The 16,793-nt window shown below is 56.4% G+C and carries 18 protein-coding genes; 12 read left to right on the top strand and 6 right to left on the bottom strand.

What is annotated here, in order from left to right; all coding sequences use genetic code 11:
• Positions 1-227: 227 nt before the first annotated feature.
• The 11 genes from ACN0WX_RS03595 to ACN0WX_RS03645 all read left to right on the top strand — a co-directional run bounded on the left by ACN0WX_RS03595 (position 228) and on the right by ACN0WX_RS03645 (position 9,452).
• Entirely contained in the window at positions 228-1,070 is an 843-nt protein-coding gene (locus ACN0WX_RS03595; RefSeq protein ID WP_417620902.1) for a DUF6597 domain-containing transcriptional factor, read from the top strand.
• 147 nt (positions 1,071-1,217) lie between these two features.
• Complete coding sequence (locus ACN0WX_RS03600) at positions 1,218-1,742, top strand: SUF system Fe-S cluster assembly regulator (RefSeq protein ID WP_417620903.1); 525 nt, start codon at positions 1,218-1,220, stop codon at positions 1,740-1,742.
• A 31-nt stretch (positions 1,743-1,773) separates the two neighbouring features.
• Complete coding sequence (sufB, locus tag ACN0WX_RS03605) at positions 1,774-3,252, top strand: Fe-S cluster assembly protein SufB (protein ID WP_417621197.1); 1,479 nt, start codon at positions 1,774-1,776, stop codon at positions 3,250-3,252.
• On the top strand, positions 3,249-3,818 hold the full coding sequence (locus ACN0WX_RS03610) for a hypothetical protein (protein WP_417620904.1): 570 nt from the start codon (positions 3,249-3,251) through the stop codon (positions 3,816-3,818). The genes sufB and ACN0WX_RS03610 overlap by 4 nt, the downstream gene beginning before the upstream one ends.
• Before the next feature lie 15 nt (positions 3,819-3,833).
• The gene (sufC, locus tag ACN0WX_RS03615) at positions 3,834-4,667 is read left to right on the top strand and encodes a Fe-S cluster assembly ATPase SufC (protein WP_417620905.1); all 834 of its coding nucleotides are present in this window, start codon (positions 3,834-3,836) and stop codon (positions 4,665-4,667) included.
• A gap of 5 nt (positions 4,668-4,672) precedes the next feature.
• The gene (locus ACN0WX_RS03620) at positions 4,673-5,422 is read left to right on the top strand and encodes a SufD family Fe-S cluster assembly protein (RefSeq protein ID WP_417621198.1); all 750 of its coding nucleotides are present in this window, start codon (positions 4,673-4,675) and stop codon (positions 5,420-5,422) included.
• A 50-nt stretch (positions 5,423-5,472) separates the two neighbouring features.
• Entirely contained in the window at positions 5,473-6,708 is a 1,236-nt protein-coding gene (locus tag ACN0WX_RS03625; RefSeq protein ID WP_417621199.1) for a SufS family cysteine desulfurase, read from the top strand.
• A gap of 9 nt (positions 6,709-6,717) precedes the next feature.
• Entirely contained in the window at positions 6,718-7,317 is a 600-nt protein-coding gene (locus ACN0WX_RS03630) for an SUF system Fe-S cluster assembly protein (protein ID WP_417620906.1), read from the top strand.
• 105 nt (positions 7,318-7,422) lie between these two features.
• Complete coding sequence (locus ACN0WX_RS03635; protein ID WP_417620907.1) at positions 7,423-7,785, top strand: HesB/IscA family protein; 363 nt, start codon at positions 7,423-7,425, stop codon at positions 7,783-7,785.
• Between the two features lie 720 nt (positions 7,786-8,505).
• Positions 8,506-9,090 (top strand): hypothetical protein, encoded by a 585-nt coding sequence (locus tag ACN0WX_RS03640; protein ID WP_417620908.1) that lies wholly within the window; start codon positions 8,506-8,508, stop codon positions 9,088-9,090.
• Positions 9,091-9,296: 206 nt separating this feature from the next.
• A complete protein-coding gene (locus tag ACN0WX_RS03645) occupies positions 9,297-9,452 on the top strand; it encodes a hypothetical protein (RefSeq protein WP_417620909.1) in 156 nt (51 codons plus the stop codon).
• Positions 9,453-9,602: 150 nt separating this feature from the next.
• Here the strand turns inward: ACN0WX_RS03645 and ACN0WX_RS03650 are convergent, their stop codons facing one another.
• The 3 genes from ACN0WX_RS03650 to sucC all read right to left on the bottom strand — a co-directional run bounded on the left by ACN0WX_RS03650 (position 9,603) and on the right by sucC (position 12,608).
• Positions 9,603-10,532 (bottom strand): electron transfer flavoprotein subunit alpha/FixB family protein, encoded by a 930-nt coding sequence (locus ACN0WX_RS03650; protein WP_417620910.1) that lies wholly within the window; start codon positions 10,530-10,532, stop codon positions 9,603-9,605.
• Entirely contained in the window at positions 10,532-11,278 is a 747-nt protein-coding gene (locus ACN0WX_RS03655; protein ID WP_417620911.1) for an electron transfer flavoprotein subunit beta/FixA family protein, read from the bottom strand. The genes ACN0WX_RS03650 and ACN0WX_RS03655 overlap by 1 nt, the downstream gene beginning before the upstream one ends.
• Before the next feature lie 130 nt (positions 11,279-11,408).
• Positions 11,409-12,608 (bottom strand): ADP-forming succinate--CoA ligase subunit beta, encoded by a 1,200-nt coding sequence (gene sucC / locus ACN0WX_RS03660; protein WP_417620912.1) that lies wholly within the window; start codon positions 12,606-12,608, stop codon positions 11,409-11,411.
• Positions 12,609-12,810: 202 nt separating this feature from the next.
• Here sucC and ACN0WX_RS03665 point away from each other — a divergent pair, with 202 nt between their 5' ends.
• Entirely contained in the window at positions 12,811-13,929 is a 1,119-nt protein-coding gene (locus tag ACN0WX_RS03665) for a serine hydrolase domain-containing protein (protein ID WP_417620913.1), read from the top strand.
• 9 nt (positions 13,930-13,938) lie between these two features.
• On the opposite strand, the gene ACN0WX_RS03670 is transcribed toward ACN0WX_RS03665, so the two are convergent.
• The 3 genes from ACN0WX_RS03670 to ACN0WX_RS03680 are packed head-to-tail and all read right to left on the bottom strand — an operon-like array spanning position 13,939 to position 16,736.
• Positions 13,939-14,241 (bottom strand): hypothetical protein, encoded by a 303-nt coding sequence (locus tag ACN0WX_RS03670; RefSeq protein ID WP_417620914.1) that lies wholly within the window; start codon positions 14,239-14,241, stop codon positions 13,939-13,941.
• Between the two features lie 8 nt (positions 14,242-14,249).
• On the bottom strand, positions 14,250-14,780 hold the full coding sequence (ppa, locus tag ACN0WX_RS03675; protein ID WP_417620915.1) for an inorganic diphosphatase: 531 nt from the start codon (positions 14,778-14,780) through the stop codon (positions 14,250-14,252).
• 15 nt (positions 14,781-14,795) lie between these two features.
• Positions 14,796-16,736 carry a M61 family metallopeptidase gene (locus ACN0WX_RS03680; protein WP_417620916.1) on the bottom strand — a complete coding sequence of 647 codons (1,941 nt, stop codon included), beginning with the start codon at positions 16,734-16,736 and terminating at the stop codon, positions 14,796-14,798.
• Between the last annotated feature and the right edge of the window lie 57 nt (positions 16,737-16,793).

Consider the following 16,793-nt stretch of genomic DNA (forward strand, 5'->3'; position numbering starts at 1 on the left):
GTGAAATCTGTCGTATTTGTCCAATGAATCGGAGTCCTTTTGGGTGCATAAGGGTATTGCGACCCGAAGGGCTCCTGCCATCCTATTGCGATGGCATCTGAGTTCTTTTCCTTATCGGCCTGACCATTTATTTGGTCAGGCCTTTTTTTTAACTATGTTTTTCACCTATAAAAGCGCATCCATATGGAATCTGAACCTGGGGGAGGGGCAGATCAAGGGGTCGTAATTTGGTAAGTTTGAGATATTTCGCGCCAGCAGAAGATATCCGGGACCTGGTCTCGGTCTATTATCTTTTCGAGGTAGATGAACCGTGCTTTGCCGATAATGAGCGGGCGGCCATCGCCCAGCTACGCTTCCTGCTGGAAGGAAATGCTGTGATTGGCTTTTCCGATGGAAGCAGTTTTCCGGCATCCGATGCGATGTTGCAGGGGCCGTCGACCGGTTCAATGCATTTTGAAGTGAAAGGCCCGTTCCGGATGTTTGGCGTCGGCATATTGCCCGCCGGATGGGCGATATCCACCCGTAAATCTGCGGCTGACTATACCGACCGGGCGGTGAACGCCGCGGAGGTGTTTACCCAGGAAATTGACAAGAATCTGGAATATTTGCGCGGCTGCCAGACTCCCGAGGAAATGGTGGCCTGGGCGGACAAGGTCTATCGGTCCCTCAAACCCCGACTCAAGCCGGAAACGGCCGATTTCACCAGGATGGTCGATGAGTGGCTGTCCTCCGAGCCCTCGCCCCCGGTCAGCAGACTGATGGAACGCTCGGCGCAAAGTTCGCGGCAGGTGCTGCGCACGGTCAACAAGCTATATGGCATGCCGCCAAAATATCTCGCGCGCAAATATCGCGCCTTGCGGGCGGCGCGGGCCTATGCCGAGCATAATGAGGAAGAATTGCTCGAGCTTGTCGATGCCTTTTATGACCAGTCACACATGATCCGCGAGGTAAAATTCTTCGCTGGCGTGACCCCGACCCAGCTGAGAGTGGGCGAGGGTGAAACCGCGCGGCTGATCGATCAGCGTGGGGAGCTGAAAGGCAAGATCGCTTCGCTGACATCGGACACCTGATTGGAAAAATTGGAAACATGTTTGCCTTTTGCGGATTTTTCGCCATGCAATTGATTTCCAATCCATAACCTTCCCGCTTCTTGCAATATTGGATAAATGAGACTAAATCAGTCTTGTTTAGAGATTCAACCCTAGCGATTCGAGAAAATGCGTCTTTCCAACTTCGCCGACTATGCTGTTGTCCTGATGTCCGCTGCGGCGCGCCATTGTGGTGCGGCGCTGCTTGCGGAAGGCAAGCTCAACGCGGCAAAGCTGGCGCAGGAAACCGGCGTTCCGCTGCCGACCGCGAAGAAGCTGGTCAGCAAGCTGACGGCGGCGGGCCTTTTTGAATCGACGCGCGGAATCGGCGGCGGTATTCGCCTGTCGCGCCCGCCGGCCTCGATCAGCCTGGCCGATATTATCGAGGCGGTCGAAGGGCCGCTCGCGATCACCAGTTGCACCATCGACGGCAATCATGATTGTGCGCTGGAAACCGGCTGTACGGTGAAGCCCCATTGGGGCGTGGTCAATCGCACGATCAGAAATGCCCTGGATGATGTCAGTCTGGCCAGCCTGTCGGATTTGCCTTCAAAAAACACGATTCACCGTTCCTCTCGAGCGAAGTCGAGAGACGGTGATAGCGGGCGAACTGTCTCGACTGCGCTCGACACGAACGGAATAATGGCGGGATAATGCTATGAGTGAACAAGTGAAAACCGAAGCAATGGACGAGCGTAAGGAAATGAACGCCGAGGCGCAGGAAGCGGTCGACAAGGCGAGCACTTACGAGTTCGGCTGGTCGTCGGACATCGAACAGGATTTCGCGCCCAAGGGTCTCAATGAAGACACGGTGCGCTTCATTTCCGACAAGAAGGGCGAGCCCGAGTGGATGCTGGAATGGCGTCTCAAGGCGTTTCGCCAGTGGGAGAAAATGGAATCGCCGGACTGGGCGAAGCTCGACATCCCGATGATCGACTATCAGGATGCCTATTATTATGCCGAGCCCAAGGCGAAGGAGAAAATTGGCAGCCTCGACGAGGTCGACCCGGAAATCCTGCGCGTCTATGAGAAGCTCGGCATTCCGATCGAGGAGCAGAAGGTGCTCGCGGGCGTCGAGGGCGCGCGCAAGGTTGCAGTGGATGCGGTGTTTGACAGCGTGTCGGTGGCGACAACCTTCCGCAAGGAACTGGAAGACGCGGGCGTGATCTTCCGCTCGATCAGCGAGGCGATCAAGGAATATCCCGATCTGGTCAGAAAATATCTCGGCAAGGTTGTGCCGATGCATGACAATTATTTTGCCACGCTCAACTGCGCCGTGTTCAGCGACGGCACCTTCGTCTACATCCCCAAGGGCGTCCGCTGCCCGATGGAGCTGAGCACCTATTTCCGGATCAATGCGGAAAATACCGGCCAGTTCGAGCGGACGTTGATCGTCGCCGAAGCAGGCTCTTACGTCTCCTATCTCGAAGGCTGCACCGCGCCGATGCGCGACGAGAACCAGCTGCACGCCGCCGTGGTCGAACTGGTCGCGATGGATGATGCGGAGATTAAATATTCGACCGTCCAGAACTGGTATCCCGGCGACGAAAATGGCAAGGGCGGCATCTATAATTTCGTCACCAAGCGCGGCCTGTGCCAGGGCAAGAACAGCAAGATCAGCTGGACCCAGGTCGAGACCGGCAGCGCGGTGACGTGGAAATATCCAAGCTGCGTCCTCAACGGCGAAGGCAGCGTTGGCGAATTCTATTCGGTGGCGCTGACCAACAATTATCAGCAGGCCGATACCGGCACCAAGATGATCCACAACGGCAAGAACACCCGTTCGACGATCATCTCCAAGGGTATTAGCGCCGGTCATAGCGACAATACCTATCGCGGCCTGGTGCGGGTTGGCCCCAATGCCGAAAATGTCCGCAATTTCACCCAGTGCGACAGCTTGCTGCTCGGCGATCAGTCAGGCGCGCATACTGTGCCCTATATCGAGGTCAAAAACCCGACCGCGACGATCGAGCATGAAGCAACCACCAGCAAGATCAGCGACGACCAGATGTTCTACGCCCAGCAACGCGGCCTCGACGAAGAGGCAGCGGTGAGCCTGATCGTCAACGGCTTTGCCAAGGAAGTTCTGAAGGAACTGCCGATGGAATTTGCGGTCGAAGCGCAGAAACTGCTGGCGATCAGCCTTGAGGGGAGTGTGGGGTGAAAACGATCGTTGCTTTGATTTTGTCTTTGGTTCTCGGGTTGAGCCGTGGTTCGGCCTTTGCTCAAACTGGTGGAATGGAATTTCTAGGCAAACACCAAGCCTGTCTAACTGGTGAGGTTGGCGCTAATTTGTTTGCGGATGTGAAGCCAGAAATCTTGATCGACAATGCTGTAGCAAGTTGCGATGCCGAGCTTGAAGAATTGCTAGAAGATACCGAAAATCCGCCACCATATGCAAAAGCTTTTGCGGAAAATGCAACCAGTCGTTTCAAGCAAACAGCAATAGCCGACATCGAAACTACACGGCAGAACCCTCAACAATTTCATTTTCAGAAAAAGTATCTTGGTGATTGTCTTCTTGGCGTTTCCGTGAACAACCCTCCGATGCAAGAGCTGAACGACCTAGAAATGACTACAGAGTTGCGCCAGCGGTGTCCGAGGGAAACTCAAGCCTTGGAGCAGGCGCTGATTTCTGTTGAGCCGAATATTAGTAGCGCTGATGATGCGGGGCCGAAGCTACGGCCAATAATGCTGCGGCTATGGCAAAACTTGGAATTTGTGCGATAAACTGGATTATTTTTTATGCTAAAAATTGAAAACCTCCACGCCACCGTCGGCGACACCGAAATCCTCAAGGGGCTTTCGCTCACCATCAACGCGGGCGAGATCCATGCGATCATGGGCCCCAATGGCGCCGGCAAGTCGACGCTGGCCTATGCGCTGGGCGGCCGGCCCGGCTATGAAGTGACCGCTGGGTCGGTGACGTTTACGCGTAGAGCCGTTAGTGGTGAGCCTGTCGAACCACGCCTCTCGGACGAGACGCGCCCTTCGACAAGCTCAGGGCTAACGGATTCTACGGTGGACCTCCTCGCCCTCGACCCGCATGAGCGGGCTGCGGCAGGCATCTTCCTCGGCTTCCAATATCCGGTCGAAATTCCCGGCGTGTCCAATCTGCAATTCCTGCGCGAAAGCCTGAATGCCCAGCGTGCGGTTCGCGGTGAAGAGGCGTTGACGGGCGCGGAATTTATCAAGCTGGCCAAGGAAAAGGCGGCGCTGCTGAAGATGGACATGGATATGCTCAAGCGTGCGGTCAATGTCGGCTTCTCCGGCGGCGAGAAGAAGCGCAACGAGATGGTGCAGATGGGGATTTTGAATCCCAAGCTGGCGATCCTCGACGAGACCGACAGCGGCCTCGACATCGACGCGCTGCGCACCGTGGGGTCCGGCATCAACGCGATCATGCGCAAGCCCGACAAGGCGGTGTTGCTGATCACCCACTATCAACGCCTGCTCGACGAAGTGAAGCCGGATTTTGTTCATGTTCTGGCAGCTGGCCGGATTGTGAAGACGGGCGGGCCGGAACTGGCGTTGCAGCTTGAGAACGAAGGCTATGAAGCGATCGCGGAGGCGGCGTGACCACAATGCTGCCTCTACCCACAAAACGCGATGAAGCGTGGCGCTATGCCGACCTCAAGGCCCTCGAAACCGTCTGGCCGAAACTGGCCGGTCCGGAGCAGATCACTGTGCCCGCAGGCGAAACCGTCTCGCGCCAGATTGCCGAATTGCCGGTGATCGACGGTGTCGGCATGGTCAATCTTGATGTTACCATTGGCGACAAGGCGAGTTTTGTCCTGCATGTGCTGGCCAGCGGGGCTGACTATGGCCGGATTCAGGTCAGGGCGACGCTCGGCAATGGCTCCCATTTCGAACTGGGTGGCGCGATTCTCGGGTCAGGCAAGCAGACGCTGGAAATCGTTACCGAGACGATCCACGCCGAGCCCAATGCGACTTCCAACCAGGTGGTCCGCTCGGTGCTGGCGGATACGGCTACCGGAAGCTTCCTCGGCAGTATCAATGTTGCCCGCCACGCCCAGAAAACTGACGCGGCGCAGTCGGTCAAGGCGATGCTGCTGGATCGCGGCGCGACCGCGAATGCCAAGCCCGAGCTGGAAATTTTCGCTGACGACGTGAAATGCGCCCATGGCGCGACCGTTGGCGAACTCGACAAGCAGGCGCTCTTCTATCTCGCCTCGCGCGGTTTGCCGCCGGCGCAGGCGAAGAAGCTGATGCTGCAGGCGTTTATTGCCGATGCTTTTGTGTCGGTTGATGATGATGCCGTGCGGGATGCGATCGAGGGCAAGGCGCTTGAGGTATTGGAGGCTTTGTCGTGAGCGAGAGCAGCTCTCTTCCGTTCGCTTCGAGCGAAGTCGAGAAGCCGGTTGTGGCCGATAGTGGTGTCTCGACTGCGCTCGACACGAACGGAATTGCGCCGTCCCATCGCGCCGACTTCCCCGGCATAGCCGCTGACTGGCACTATCTCGACACCGCCGCCACCGCGCAGAAACCCAAGGCCGTGCTCGACGCCATCGCCCGCGCTTATGGTCCGGACTATGCCACCGTGCACCGCGGCGTCTATGCGCGGTCGGCCAATATGACGATCGCCTATGAAGCCGCGCGCAAACGGGTTGCGGGTTTTCTGAATGCCGCGTCCGAGAATGAAATTGTCTTCACAAGCGGCGCGACCGACAGTATCAATCTGGTTGCGGAAAGCTGGGGCAACAAGTTTATCGCAAAGGGCGACCGCATCATGCTGTCGCAGCTTGAGCATCATTCGAATATCGTGCCGTGGCAGATGCTGGCCGAGCGGGTTGGCGCGCATATTGATGTCGCGCCGCTGACCGGTGATGGCCAGATTGATCTCGACTGGATCGAAGAGCATCTGAGCGAACAGCATAAACTCGTCGCGCTGGCCCATGTTTCCAATGTGCTCGGATCCTTGCTCGACGGCAAACGGGCAGCGGCAATCGCGCACAAGGTTGGCGCAAAGTTGCTGCTCGACGGCTGTCAGGCCGCGCCGCGCCTGCCGGTCGATGTGCAGGACCTGGGCTGCGACTTCTATGTCTTCTCGGGCCACAAGATTTACGGGCCGACTGGCATCGGCGCTTTGTGGGCGCCTTACGACGTGCTTGAATCCATGCCGCCCTGGAAGGGTGGCGGGTCGATGATCGACCGCGTGTCCTTTGACGGCACGACTTATGCACCGCCGCCGGGCCGCTTTGAAGCGGGGACGCCGCATATTGTTGGCGTGGTCGGGCTGGATGCCGCGATCCAATATGTCGAGGGCATCGGTCTTGACGTGATTTCGGATCATGAAAACGCTACCCTGGCCAAGGCACGCGAGGCCCTGTCCGGGATCAACTCGGTGCGGGTCTTTGGCCCCGACCAGAGCATGGGCATTTTGAGTTTCGCGGTCGGCGACGTGCATCCGCATGATGTCGCCACTATATTGGATGAAGGCGGGGTTGCGATCCGCGCCGGCCATCATTGCGCGCAGCCCTTGATGGACTATCTCGGCGTGGCGGCGACGGCGCGGGCGAGTTTCGGGATTTACAGTGACGACAAGGATGTCGCCGCCCTGGTGGACGGCATCAATCGGGTCAGAAAGATTTTCGGATAAGGTGACGATATGAACGAAGAACGCAAGATATTGGTCGAGGAAGTCGAATCGGTCGAGAAGCCGAAGCTGGCGAAGGTCGAGGATGCGGTGGACGACAGTCCGTTCGTCTCGAGCGAAGTCGAGAGACCGGATGACAGCGGGCAAAGTGTATCGACTAAGCTCGACACGAACGGCAAAGCGGCACCCGTCATCGCACCTTCGCCCTATGAAGCGGAAAGCGATGCGGCCAAGCTCAATCGCAAGAAGGACTATCTCGAAGGCTTTCTGGCGCAGAAGCCGACCGAGGCTGCGGCCGGCGAAGCGGGCGGCGATATCTATGAAGCGGTGATCGATACGCTGAAATCGATTTTTGATCCGGAAATTCCGGTGAATATCTATGACCTCGGCCTGATCTACGGCGTCGAGATCACGCCGGATAATCACGCGATCGTGACGATGACGCTGACCACGCCGCATTGCCCGGTTGCCGAATCCATGCCCGGCGAGATCGAACTGCAGGTCGGCAGCGTCCCCGGTGTCGGCCATGCCGAGGTCAATCTCATCTGGGATCCGCCCTGGGACCCGCAGAAGATGAGCGACGAGGCGAAGCTTGAACTGGGGATGTTGTGAGCGAAGGAAAGAATTTAATCCGTTAGTCCTGAGCTTGTCGAAGGACGCCTATCGTCGAGAAACGTGGTTCGACAGGCTCACCACTAACGGTTTTGGAGCAAGAATATGACCGACACGAAAACCAAGACACGCGAAATACCCGCAGCGATCAACCTGACGCCCGCCGCGGAACAGCGCATTGCCGACCTGATGGCCAAGGCGCCCGCCGACGCAATCGGCGTCAAGCTCTCCACCCCGCGCCGCGGCTGCTCGGGCCTCGCTTACTCGGTCGATTATGTCACCGAGGAAGTCGCGCTCGACGAAAAAATCATCACCCCCGGCGGTGTGTTCTACGTCGACGGCGGATCGGTGCTCTATCTGATCGGCAGTACGATGGACTGGGTGGAAGATGATTTCACCGCCGGGTTCGTGTTCGAGAATCCCAATGCCAAGGGCGCTTGCGGGTGTGGAGAGAGTTTTACGGTTTAGTTCCACGAGTCCGTGCAGAAGCAAAGAATTACGTTGCCGCAATTGTTCCAGCGCTAGGAGGACGACAGTTTAGCGTTGCTGTACAGCGCACGCATTTGGTCTATCCGATCAAGGACGCGCCGGGTTAGATGCCGCCGTTGGTTGATGATATGGCCGGAGCGAGGGCGCCTTTTGAGGTGGGGGCGATCGAAAATCCTAGCCGCCTAGATACGCAAACCACGCGACTAGACGTAAAAATTATCGAAACAAGGATGGGTGCCCATAGAGGGTACGATCGGTGATAGCGTGTTAGACGGTATTCGTAGGATGGCATCTAATGGCGCATTCCATCACCCAGCCATGCATCCCCTCTGAGATCGCCGAATTGAGCCATAAACGGCTCAATTCGGCGTATGATTTGATTTTTCCAGCACTGTAATTGAAATTGATCATCCGCTACTGTGAGCATTTCATCAAGCGCAAAAAAAGCGCGTAGGCGCCCAAATCGGCGCGTGCTTATGTGAATGATATAAGCGAAGGGAATGCGTCAAAAAATAACGAGTTCCTTAAAAACATCATTAAATATATGAAATACAACGATAAAAAAGATCAAAATCTATGTGTTTCACGTGAAACATAGATAAAGATGACTATACCTAAGAAATATCACCTCTTCGCTTGACGGCCTGATGGCGCGCGGCTAATGATGCGCAAAGACAAATTGAGAAGAGGGAATAAAAAATGTCAGCTTTGGAGAACGACACCGCAAGCAGTGATCGTACAAAGTTTTTTTTGAGCAAGAACGAACTTCGTATTGAAGGGCGAGAAGCTTTTGTCGAAAGCCTGATCGAAAATCTGAATCTAGCTGATTTGGTGGCAAAAATGGATTTTGCGACGTTGCCAGATAAAAATCTAGACGAGCCGGTTAATGGAGATCAGGAAAAGTTGCTGATGCTACCATCATCGAATGATTTATTTGCAGAATATGATGAAGTATACGCAGAGACTTCAGATGGTTTTAAAATCATCGCGAATGTTGAAGAAAATACGATTGCAAATACTGCTCGGAATGTGATGCTACTACAACTCTATGGCCTTCACCTTATGGGAAGAGCTGACACTACTGACGATGAACTGCGGGCTGTATGTGAATACCATGCATGTTATGATCCCGGAAATTTTTCTTATCATGTTAAGGGACTTGGAAGCAAAGTAGTCCGTAGCGGTTCTTCACGAAGTTATACCCTCAAACTAACTGCTCCCGGCCTTCGTGCTGGAAAACAATTTGCATTAGAGATTCAGAAGCGAGCTGAAAAAGGCGGTTGATCAGAAACCAACCGCCTTCAATACTTTCAATGACTTGCTGACTGCTTTGGTCGGCGACAGCAAGTCGAAAACGCTTAGAGAAAGGAGTATCCCATGTGGCAAACCGCCTTCAGACACTAAGCCGTGTAGGCGGGGTTTAGGCCCCGCTTCCACGGCTCCATTAGTAGTATCATATTTACAAACTGTCAAAACAATGGAGTTTTATCATGGCTAAGAAGCCCACAAAACAAACCTCTCCGAAAGTTTCTTCTTTGGCGTCTGGCGTACTCGCTGGTCGTATCAAGCCAACGCAGGCGCAAGTAAAATCACTTGCTGCTACTGCGCTTGGACAAGATGAAACCAAGGGTCAAAAACGCCGCTAAACGCGGCAACGAAAAACCCCAGCCTATCGGCAGAGATAAGCTGGGGTTTTTTAATCGCCATGCTGAACTAGATTCAGCATCCTGAGCCTAGTTAGATTACCCGTGTTACTGGTCTCTCTGGGCCCCGGATCCGGTCCGGGGTGACAATGTTTACAGCTTCCCGGTCAACTCCGGAACCGCATCAAAAAGATCAGCCACAAGCCCGATATCGGCGATCTGGAAAATCGGCGCGTCTTCGTCCTTGTTGATCGCGACGATGGTCTTGCTGTCCTTCATGCCGGCGAGATGCTGGATCGCGCCGGAGATGCCGATGGCGATATAGACTTCCGGAGCGACGATCTTGCCGGTCTGGCCGACCTGATAGTCGTTCGGGACATAGCCCGCGTCGACCGCAGCGCGCGAAGCACCGATGCCGGCGCCGAGCTTGTCTGCCAGTGGCGTGATGACTTCCTCGAATTTTTCGCTCGAACCGAGAGCGCGACCGCCGGAGACGATGATCTTGGCGCTGGTCAGTTCGGGGCGTTCGGACTTAGCAATTTCTTCGCTGACGAAGCTGGACAGGCCAGCGTCGCTGGCGCCGCCAACGGCTTCGACCGTACCGGAGCCGCCTTCGGCCGCAGCCTTGTCAAAAGCCGTACCGCGAACGGTGATGACCTTCTTGGCATCGGAGGATTTGACCGTGGCAATCGCGTTGCCGGCATAGATTGGCCGGGTGAACGTGTCTTCGCTTTCGACCGAGAGAATGTCGCTGATCTGCATGACGTCGAGCAGGGCGGCGACGCGCGGGGCGATATTCTTGCCGGTGGTGGTTGCGGGCGCGAGGAACGCGTCATGCGTTTCCATCAGGCTGGCGATCAGCGGCGCGGCATTTTCCGCCAGCTGGTTGGCGAGCGAGGCATCGTCGGCGACGTGGACGGTGCTGACACCGGCGACCTTGGCTGCCTGTTCGCCGACGCTGGCACAGCCGGAGCCGAGTACCAGAGCGTGAACTTCGCCCAGTTGCGACGCGGCGGTGACAACAGCCAGCGTCGCGTCTTTCATGGTGGTGTTATCATGTTCTACGAGTACGAGAGTTTTCATTATATGGCTCCCACAGCTTTGAGTTTGGCGACCAGCGCATCGACGTCTTCGACCTTTTCACCGGCCTGGCGAACAGGAGGTTCGGTGACCGTGATGGTGGTGAGACGCGGGGCAATGTCGACGCCATAATCGGCGGGCGTTTTTTCATCCATCGGCTTTTTCTTCGCCTTCATGATGTTCGGCAGCGACGCATAGCGCGGTTCGTTAAGGCGCAGGTCGGTGGTGACCACGGCGGGCAGGTTCAGCTTGACCGTCTGCAGGCCGCCGTCGATTTCGCGTTTCACTTCGATGCTGTCGGCGCCGAGGTCCACCGTATTGGCGAACGTGCCCTGGCCCCAGCCGAGCAGCGCTGCGAGCATCTGGCCGGTCTGGTTCGAATCATCGTCAATCGCCTGCTTGCCGGTGATGACCAGCTGGGGTGCTTCTTCCTCGACGATTTTGGCCAGAATTTTGGCAACGCCCAAAGGTTCGACTTCCTCGTCGGTGACCACCAGGATCGCGCGGTCTGCGCCCATGGCAAGCGCGGTACGCAATGTTTCCTGCGCCTTTTGCGGGCCAACCGAAACGGCGATGATTTCTTCCGCCTTGCCGGCCTCTTTCAGGCGAATGGCTTCTTCGACGGAGATCTCGTCAAACGGGTTCATCGACATTTTGACATTGGCGAGATCGACGCCGCTGCCGTCGGACTTGACCCGCGGTTTCACATTATAATCAATGACCCGTTTTACGGGCACCAGGATTTTCATTGCTGTTTCCTTTTCCTAAATTCTCAAGCTCATTAGCTTACGTTCACGTAAACGTCAAATAGTCGCGCTGCGGTGCAGCATTTCCAAGTGACGGCTATCCGCTCCCCCGGGGGAGGAGCGGCAATTTGGTTCAGGCGGCTTGCTTTACCTGCGCGACAATCTTCTTCGCGGCATCGCCCAGATCATCGGCCGACACGATCGGCAGGCCGCTATTGGCAAGAATTTCCTTGCCTTTCTCGACATTGGTTCCCTCGAGGCGAACGACCAGAGGCACCGACAGGTCCACTTCCTTGGCCGCGGCAACAATGCCCTCTGCGATGATGTCGCATTTCATGATGCCGCCGAAGATGTTGACGAGAATGCCTTCCACTGCGGGATCGGCGAGGATGATCTTGAACGCTGCGGTAACTTTTTCCTTGGTTGCGCCGCCGCCTACATCGAGGAAATTGGCGGGAAAAGCACCGTTCAGCTTGATGATGTCCATCGTCGCCATGGCCAGGCCGGCCCCATTGACCATGCAGCCGATATTGCCGTCGAGCTTGATATAGGCGAGGTCGGATTTGCTGGCCTCGACTTCCGCCGGGTCTTCCTCGGTCTCGTCACGCAGCGCGGCAAGGTCGGGGTGGCGCATCAGCGCGTTGCCATCGAAGCTCATCTTGGTGTCGAGGACAATCAGCTGCTGGTCCTCGGTGACCACCAGCGGGTTGATCTCGACCATTTCGCAATCCATCGCCAGGAACGCGTCATAGAGTTTCTTGCCCAGTTTCTGTGCCTGCTTGTTGAGGTCGCCTTTCAGCTGCAGCGCGAAGGCGATGGCGCGGCCGTGGTGCGGCATGAAGCCCTGGGCCGGATCGATCGTAATGGTACGGATTTTTTCGGGAGTCGAATGGGCGACTTCCTCGATGTCCATGCCGCCTTCGGTGGAAACCACCATAGCGACGCGGCCACTGGCCCGGTCGACCAGTATCGAGAGATAAAATTCCTTTTCGATATCAACGCCGTCGGTGACATAGAGCCGGTTGACCTGCTTGCCAGCATCGCCGGTCTGAATGGTGACGAGTGTATTGCCGAGCATTTCTTCCGCATTGGCGCGGACTTCGTCGATCGATTTCGCCAGCCGCACGCCGCCTTTGGCATCGGCTCCGAGTTCCTTGAACTTGCCCTTGCCGCGCCCGCCTGCGTGGATTTGCGCCTTGACCACATAAAGCGGTCCGGGGAGTTTCTCGGCAGCGGCGACCGCTTCGTCAACGGTGAGCGCGGCATAGCCGGCAGGAACGGCGATGCCGTGTTTGGCAAGCAGTTCCTTGCCCTGATATTCATGGATGTTCATGGAAAGAGATAAAGCCTTTCATCAAGCGGAAAAATGGTCTCGCAGAAGATGCGAGTCTTGCGTGCGGCTTAAGCACAGATGGTGGGTGATTTCCACCCTGATTCACGATAATTGTCGGTTGTCCGGGTTGGCAGGTCAACTATCGGTTTCGAACGAAACTATCGGCAGTTGGCGCATTACCAGAATTGGAAGGAATTACGCTATGGCGATGAAAAAAGCAGTCCTGATTGTGGCGCTGCTCGGTTGTCTCACAGGCTTCGCACCCGACCGGGCAAAGGCCCGGGAACGCTCCTCCGTAGAGAGTCATGATGAATTTGGCCTGTATCTCGACGATTTCCGGAAAGCGAATCAAATCCGGGCGCTCACGGCGGTAATCGTCAAAGATGGTAAAATTGTGTGGGAACTCGCGCTCGGAACATCGGATGACGAAGGCGAAATGGCCACGACGATGGACACTACGTTCAGCATCGCATCCGTGACCAAGCCCATTGCCGCCACCGCGATTTTGAAGGAAGCATCGGACAACCGGGTGTCGCTTGACCTGCCGCTGTCCAACGATCCGGGCTGGGCCGGATTTTGTGACTGGTTTTCCGCCTCATCCATTGTCTTCGGCGGCGGCGGACTGGCTGATGACGGAACCCGGATTGCGCCCGTCGACTGCGCCAGGAAATTAACCCTGTCCGACATATTGAACATGCGGGTCAACGGAAAGCCAGGCGCGCGCTTTGTTTATAATCCGATGACATATGCCCGCATCGACCGGGCAATCGAAGGTGCGGGCAAAAGACCGTTGCGCGCCATTGTCCGTGACAATGTGCTGAAGCCTGCAGGGATGGAAAATGTAGCGCTCGGATGGCATGACCCTGACGGGGGATCGGCTTTGCGCTTGTTGGCACCACCATTTGCCATCAATGCAGAGGGCCGGCTGGAGAAAAACAGCTTTTCGGATGATGATTTCCGCGCTGCGGCCGGAATCAAGGCCAGTGCGCGGCATCTAGCCCAGTTTGATATCGCGCTGGATGCGGGCAAGCTGCTACCTGCAGACTGGATGAAACGCGTTTTCAGTGACGATGCTCTGCCGCCGGTTGGCGATTATCGGTGGGGCTGGTTTGTCCAGGATTGGCACGCGCACCGGCTATACTGGCATTCCGGCTGGGATCCGGACCGCTATTCCGCAATCTATCTGAAAATTCCCGACCAGAAACTGACCCTCATCCTTCTGGCGAACAACGACCGGCTATGGTGGGACAATTCCCTGATCCGCGCTGAAATTCACAATAGTCCGGTCGTCGCGACTTTTCTGGCGGCATTCGTTCAATAGTGGGCGGCGTTATTGCACGGCGCAGATGACACCCGATGATGTGACGACACCGATGATTTCGGGATCCTGGAGCGACCGGGTTTCCTTGACAAACTGGTTGAACGTCACATCGCCGGGTTTGCGTTTTCTGAGCTTGCCGAGGCTATTGAGCTTGTTAAGCTGACCGAGCGACAGTCGATCCACCATCCGTCCCGCCATGCAGTAAGAGACCGGTTTGGACAGGCCGATGCTCATCAGGCCGTTGCGGACACGGGTTTCGGGCGTTGCGCAAGCGGCGAGGGCGGCGGTGAGGCCCAGCCCCAAAACCGCCATCCGCCTGATCATTGCCGTTGCGCCAGTTCGATCGCTTCCAGCGTAACGCGCCGGGCTTCGTCGGCGTCTCCCCATTTGCCAACCCGCACCCATTTTTCGGGTTCGAGATCTTTATAGTGGGTGAAGAAATGCTCGATCTGCTGCATCACGATTTCGGGGAGATCATTGCCCTGGTCGATCTTGCGATAATAAGGAAATGTCGCGTCGATCGGTACGCAGAGCAGCTTTTCATCGCCGCCATGTTCGTCTTCGAGATTGAGAACCGCGATGGGGCGGCAGCGCACAACGCAGCCCGGCATGAACGGGGACCGTGCGACGACCAAGGCATCGAGCGGGTCTCCATCGGGCGACAATGTGTGCGGGATGAAGCCGTAATTGGCCGGATAACGCATCGGTGTGTGCAGGATGCGGTCGACGAACAATGCACCGGATTCCTTGTCAAATTCATATTTTACCGGTTCGCCGCCGACCGGCACTTCGATGATGACGTTCAGGCTTTCGGGTGGATTGTCGCCAATCGCGATTTTGCTAATATCCATGGGAAAAGGTGGTCCTTATGTGGTTTTCGACTGAAGCAGCCGGTCTATGCCGGCTTCTTGTGCAACACCCTCTCCGGTGATTTTTTCGAGCGCCGGATAGCGCAGGCCGCCGGAATGGTCGACCATAAAATTATGATAGGCTTCGCCATTTTTCGCAAAAATATCGATGGGGCCTTCGGCCCCGCGATTTTCCTCGATTGCCTGTTTGAGCGCCTCGTCGCTATAGGCCTTGCCGTTGACCGCCGATATAGTGAGGCCGGATTTCAGGCCGGCCTTGAATGCCGGGCTGTCCCAGACCACCGATTTTATCATCCCTTTGCTGCCCATGATCAGGCCAATGCTGTGGCTCAGGTCCAGCTGTTTGCGGCGTTCGTCATTGGCGAGAATATACGCGCTCGGCCTATCGACATAGACGAGCTGGTAGCCGCCTAGGACAAGGCCTGCCTTGGGCGCTTCGGTGCCGGTGCGGTAAACCCGCTCTTCGATGAACCCGTCCCAGTCATAAGGCTGGACCTTGCCGAGTGCCTCGATCACATCCTCTTTTTCATAAGTGACCACGCCCCAGTCACCATTGTCGCCGCGGAAAAAAGCCCGAGCGAAGTCTTCGAGTGATTTTCTGCCGTTTGATTCGCGGCGGATGATCTGGTCGGCTTCGAGCCAGATCAGCAGGCCTTCGTTGTAATAATCCTCGGCTCGCTGCCAGCTGGTCCAGGGTTTGGGGCGGCGCGCCGCGATTATCGGATCATGGGCTGTGTCAATCAATGGCCGCCATTCCCGTCCGACCCGCTGGTCCATGTCCGCTGCGATGGCGGCGAGGGCATCGAGCGTGTCCTGTTTCGAATAAAGTCCCGATCGTGCGCCCAGCACATAGCCCCAGAATTGCGTCTGCCCTTCATAGACCCATAGTAAATTGTCGCGCATCGGTTGCCGGAAATCGGGTGTCCACATGCCTTGCGGGCGGCGATATTTGCCGTTCCAGGCATGGGTGAGCTCGTGCGGCAGCAGATTGCGGCGACCGGGTCCGTCATCCCAGCCGGTGAAATATTCGCGGTTCACTCCATTTTCGGATGAGCGATGATGTTCCAGCCCGATGCCGCCCATTTCGTCGGTCAGCGCGAGCAGAAAATCATAGCGGTCATAGGGGTGGCTGCCGAAAAGCGCTTCCGCTTCCTTGACCAGCTTTATATGTGGCGCGATATGCCCCTTTTCGGGTCGTAAATATTTCGCGTCGTCGGAGACGATATTGAGATGCGCACGGCTGGTCAGCTGTACCGTCTCGAAATATTGTCCGGCAAAAACCGGGCTGTCGACCAATGTGTCATAGTCGGTTTTTTCATAAACAATTTTGCCGCCAGCCTGTGATTTTTGGCGCAACGCACTCGCGGCTTGCCAGCCTTCGGGATAGATGGCGGTCGCCTGGACCGGAATCTGGCGCACGAAATAGCCCGCCGGATACAGCGAAACCTGATGCCAGCGCAGATTGAGCATCGATGGTGCCATGACGATGCGTCCCTGGCCGGCGGTGGTCGCCGAGACAAATTCGAATTTCACTGTGATCTGGGAAACGCCTTCCGGCACGGTCAGGTGAAACGCATAGACATCGACATCATCACGCACCCAGGCAAGTTCTTGTCCATTTGCGGTGAATTTCAGCCCCGTGATTTTTTCGATCTCGCCACGCGGGGCATGATTGCCGGGCAGCCATTCGGGATAGAGAAGGGTCAAGCGTCCGGCTTTGGCCACCGGTATCGTCTGTGTGACGCGGAATATGCCCTGATCGTGATCGCGGGCATCGACCTCCAAACTCATGGTGCCGGGATAGGCAATATCCCGCGGCGCCGGGATGGTTTCCTGCGGCGCGACATAGTCCGGTTTGCTAAGGCGGTCCGGCATCGCTGCCGCTGTTGAAGAAATGGAGAGGGCCGCAACCAGACCCAAAATGCCAACCAGACGCATATTCAGAAAATCCCTATGATGCCGAACGCGTCCAGATGAAGGTTTTTGCGACTTTCG

The organism is Parasphingorhabdus sp. (genome assembly GCF_048269915.1).
Classification (GTDB): Bacteria; Pseudomonadota; Alphaproteobacteria; order Sphingomonadales; family Sphingomonadaceae; genus Parasphingorhabdus.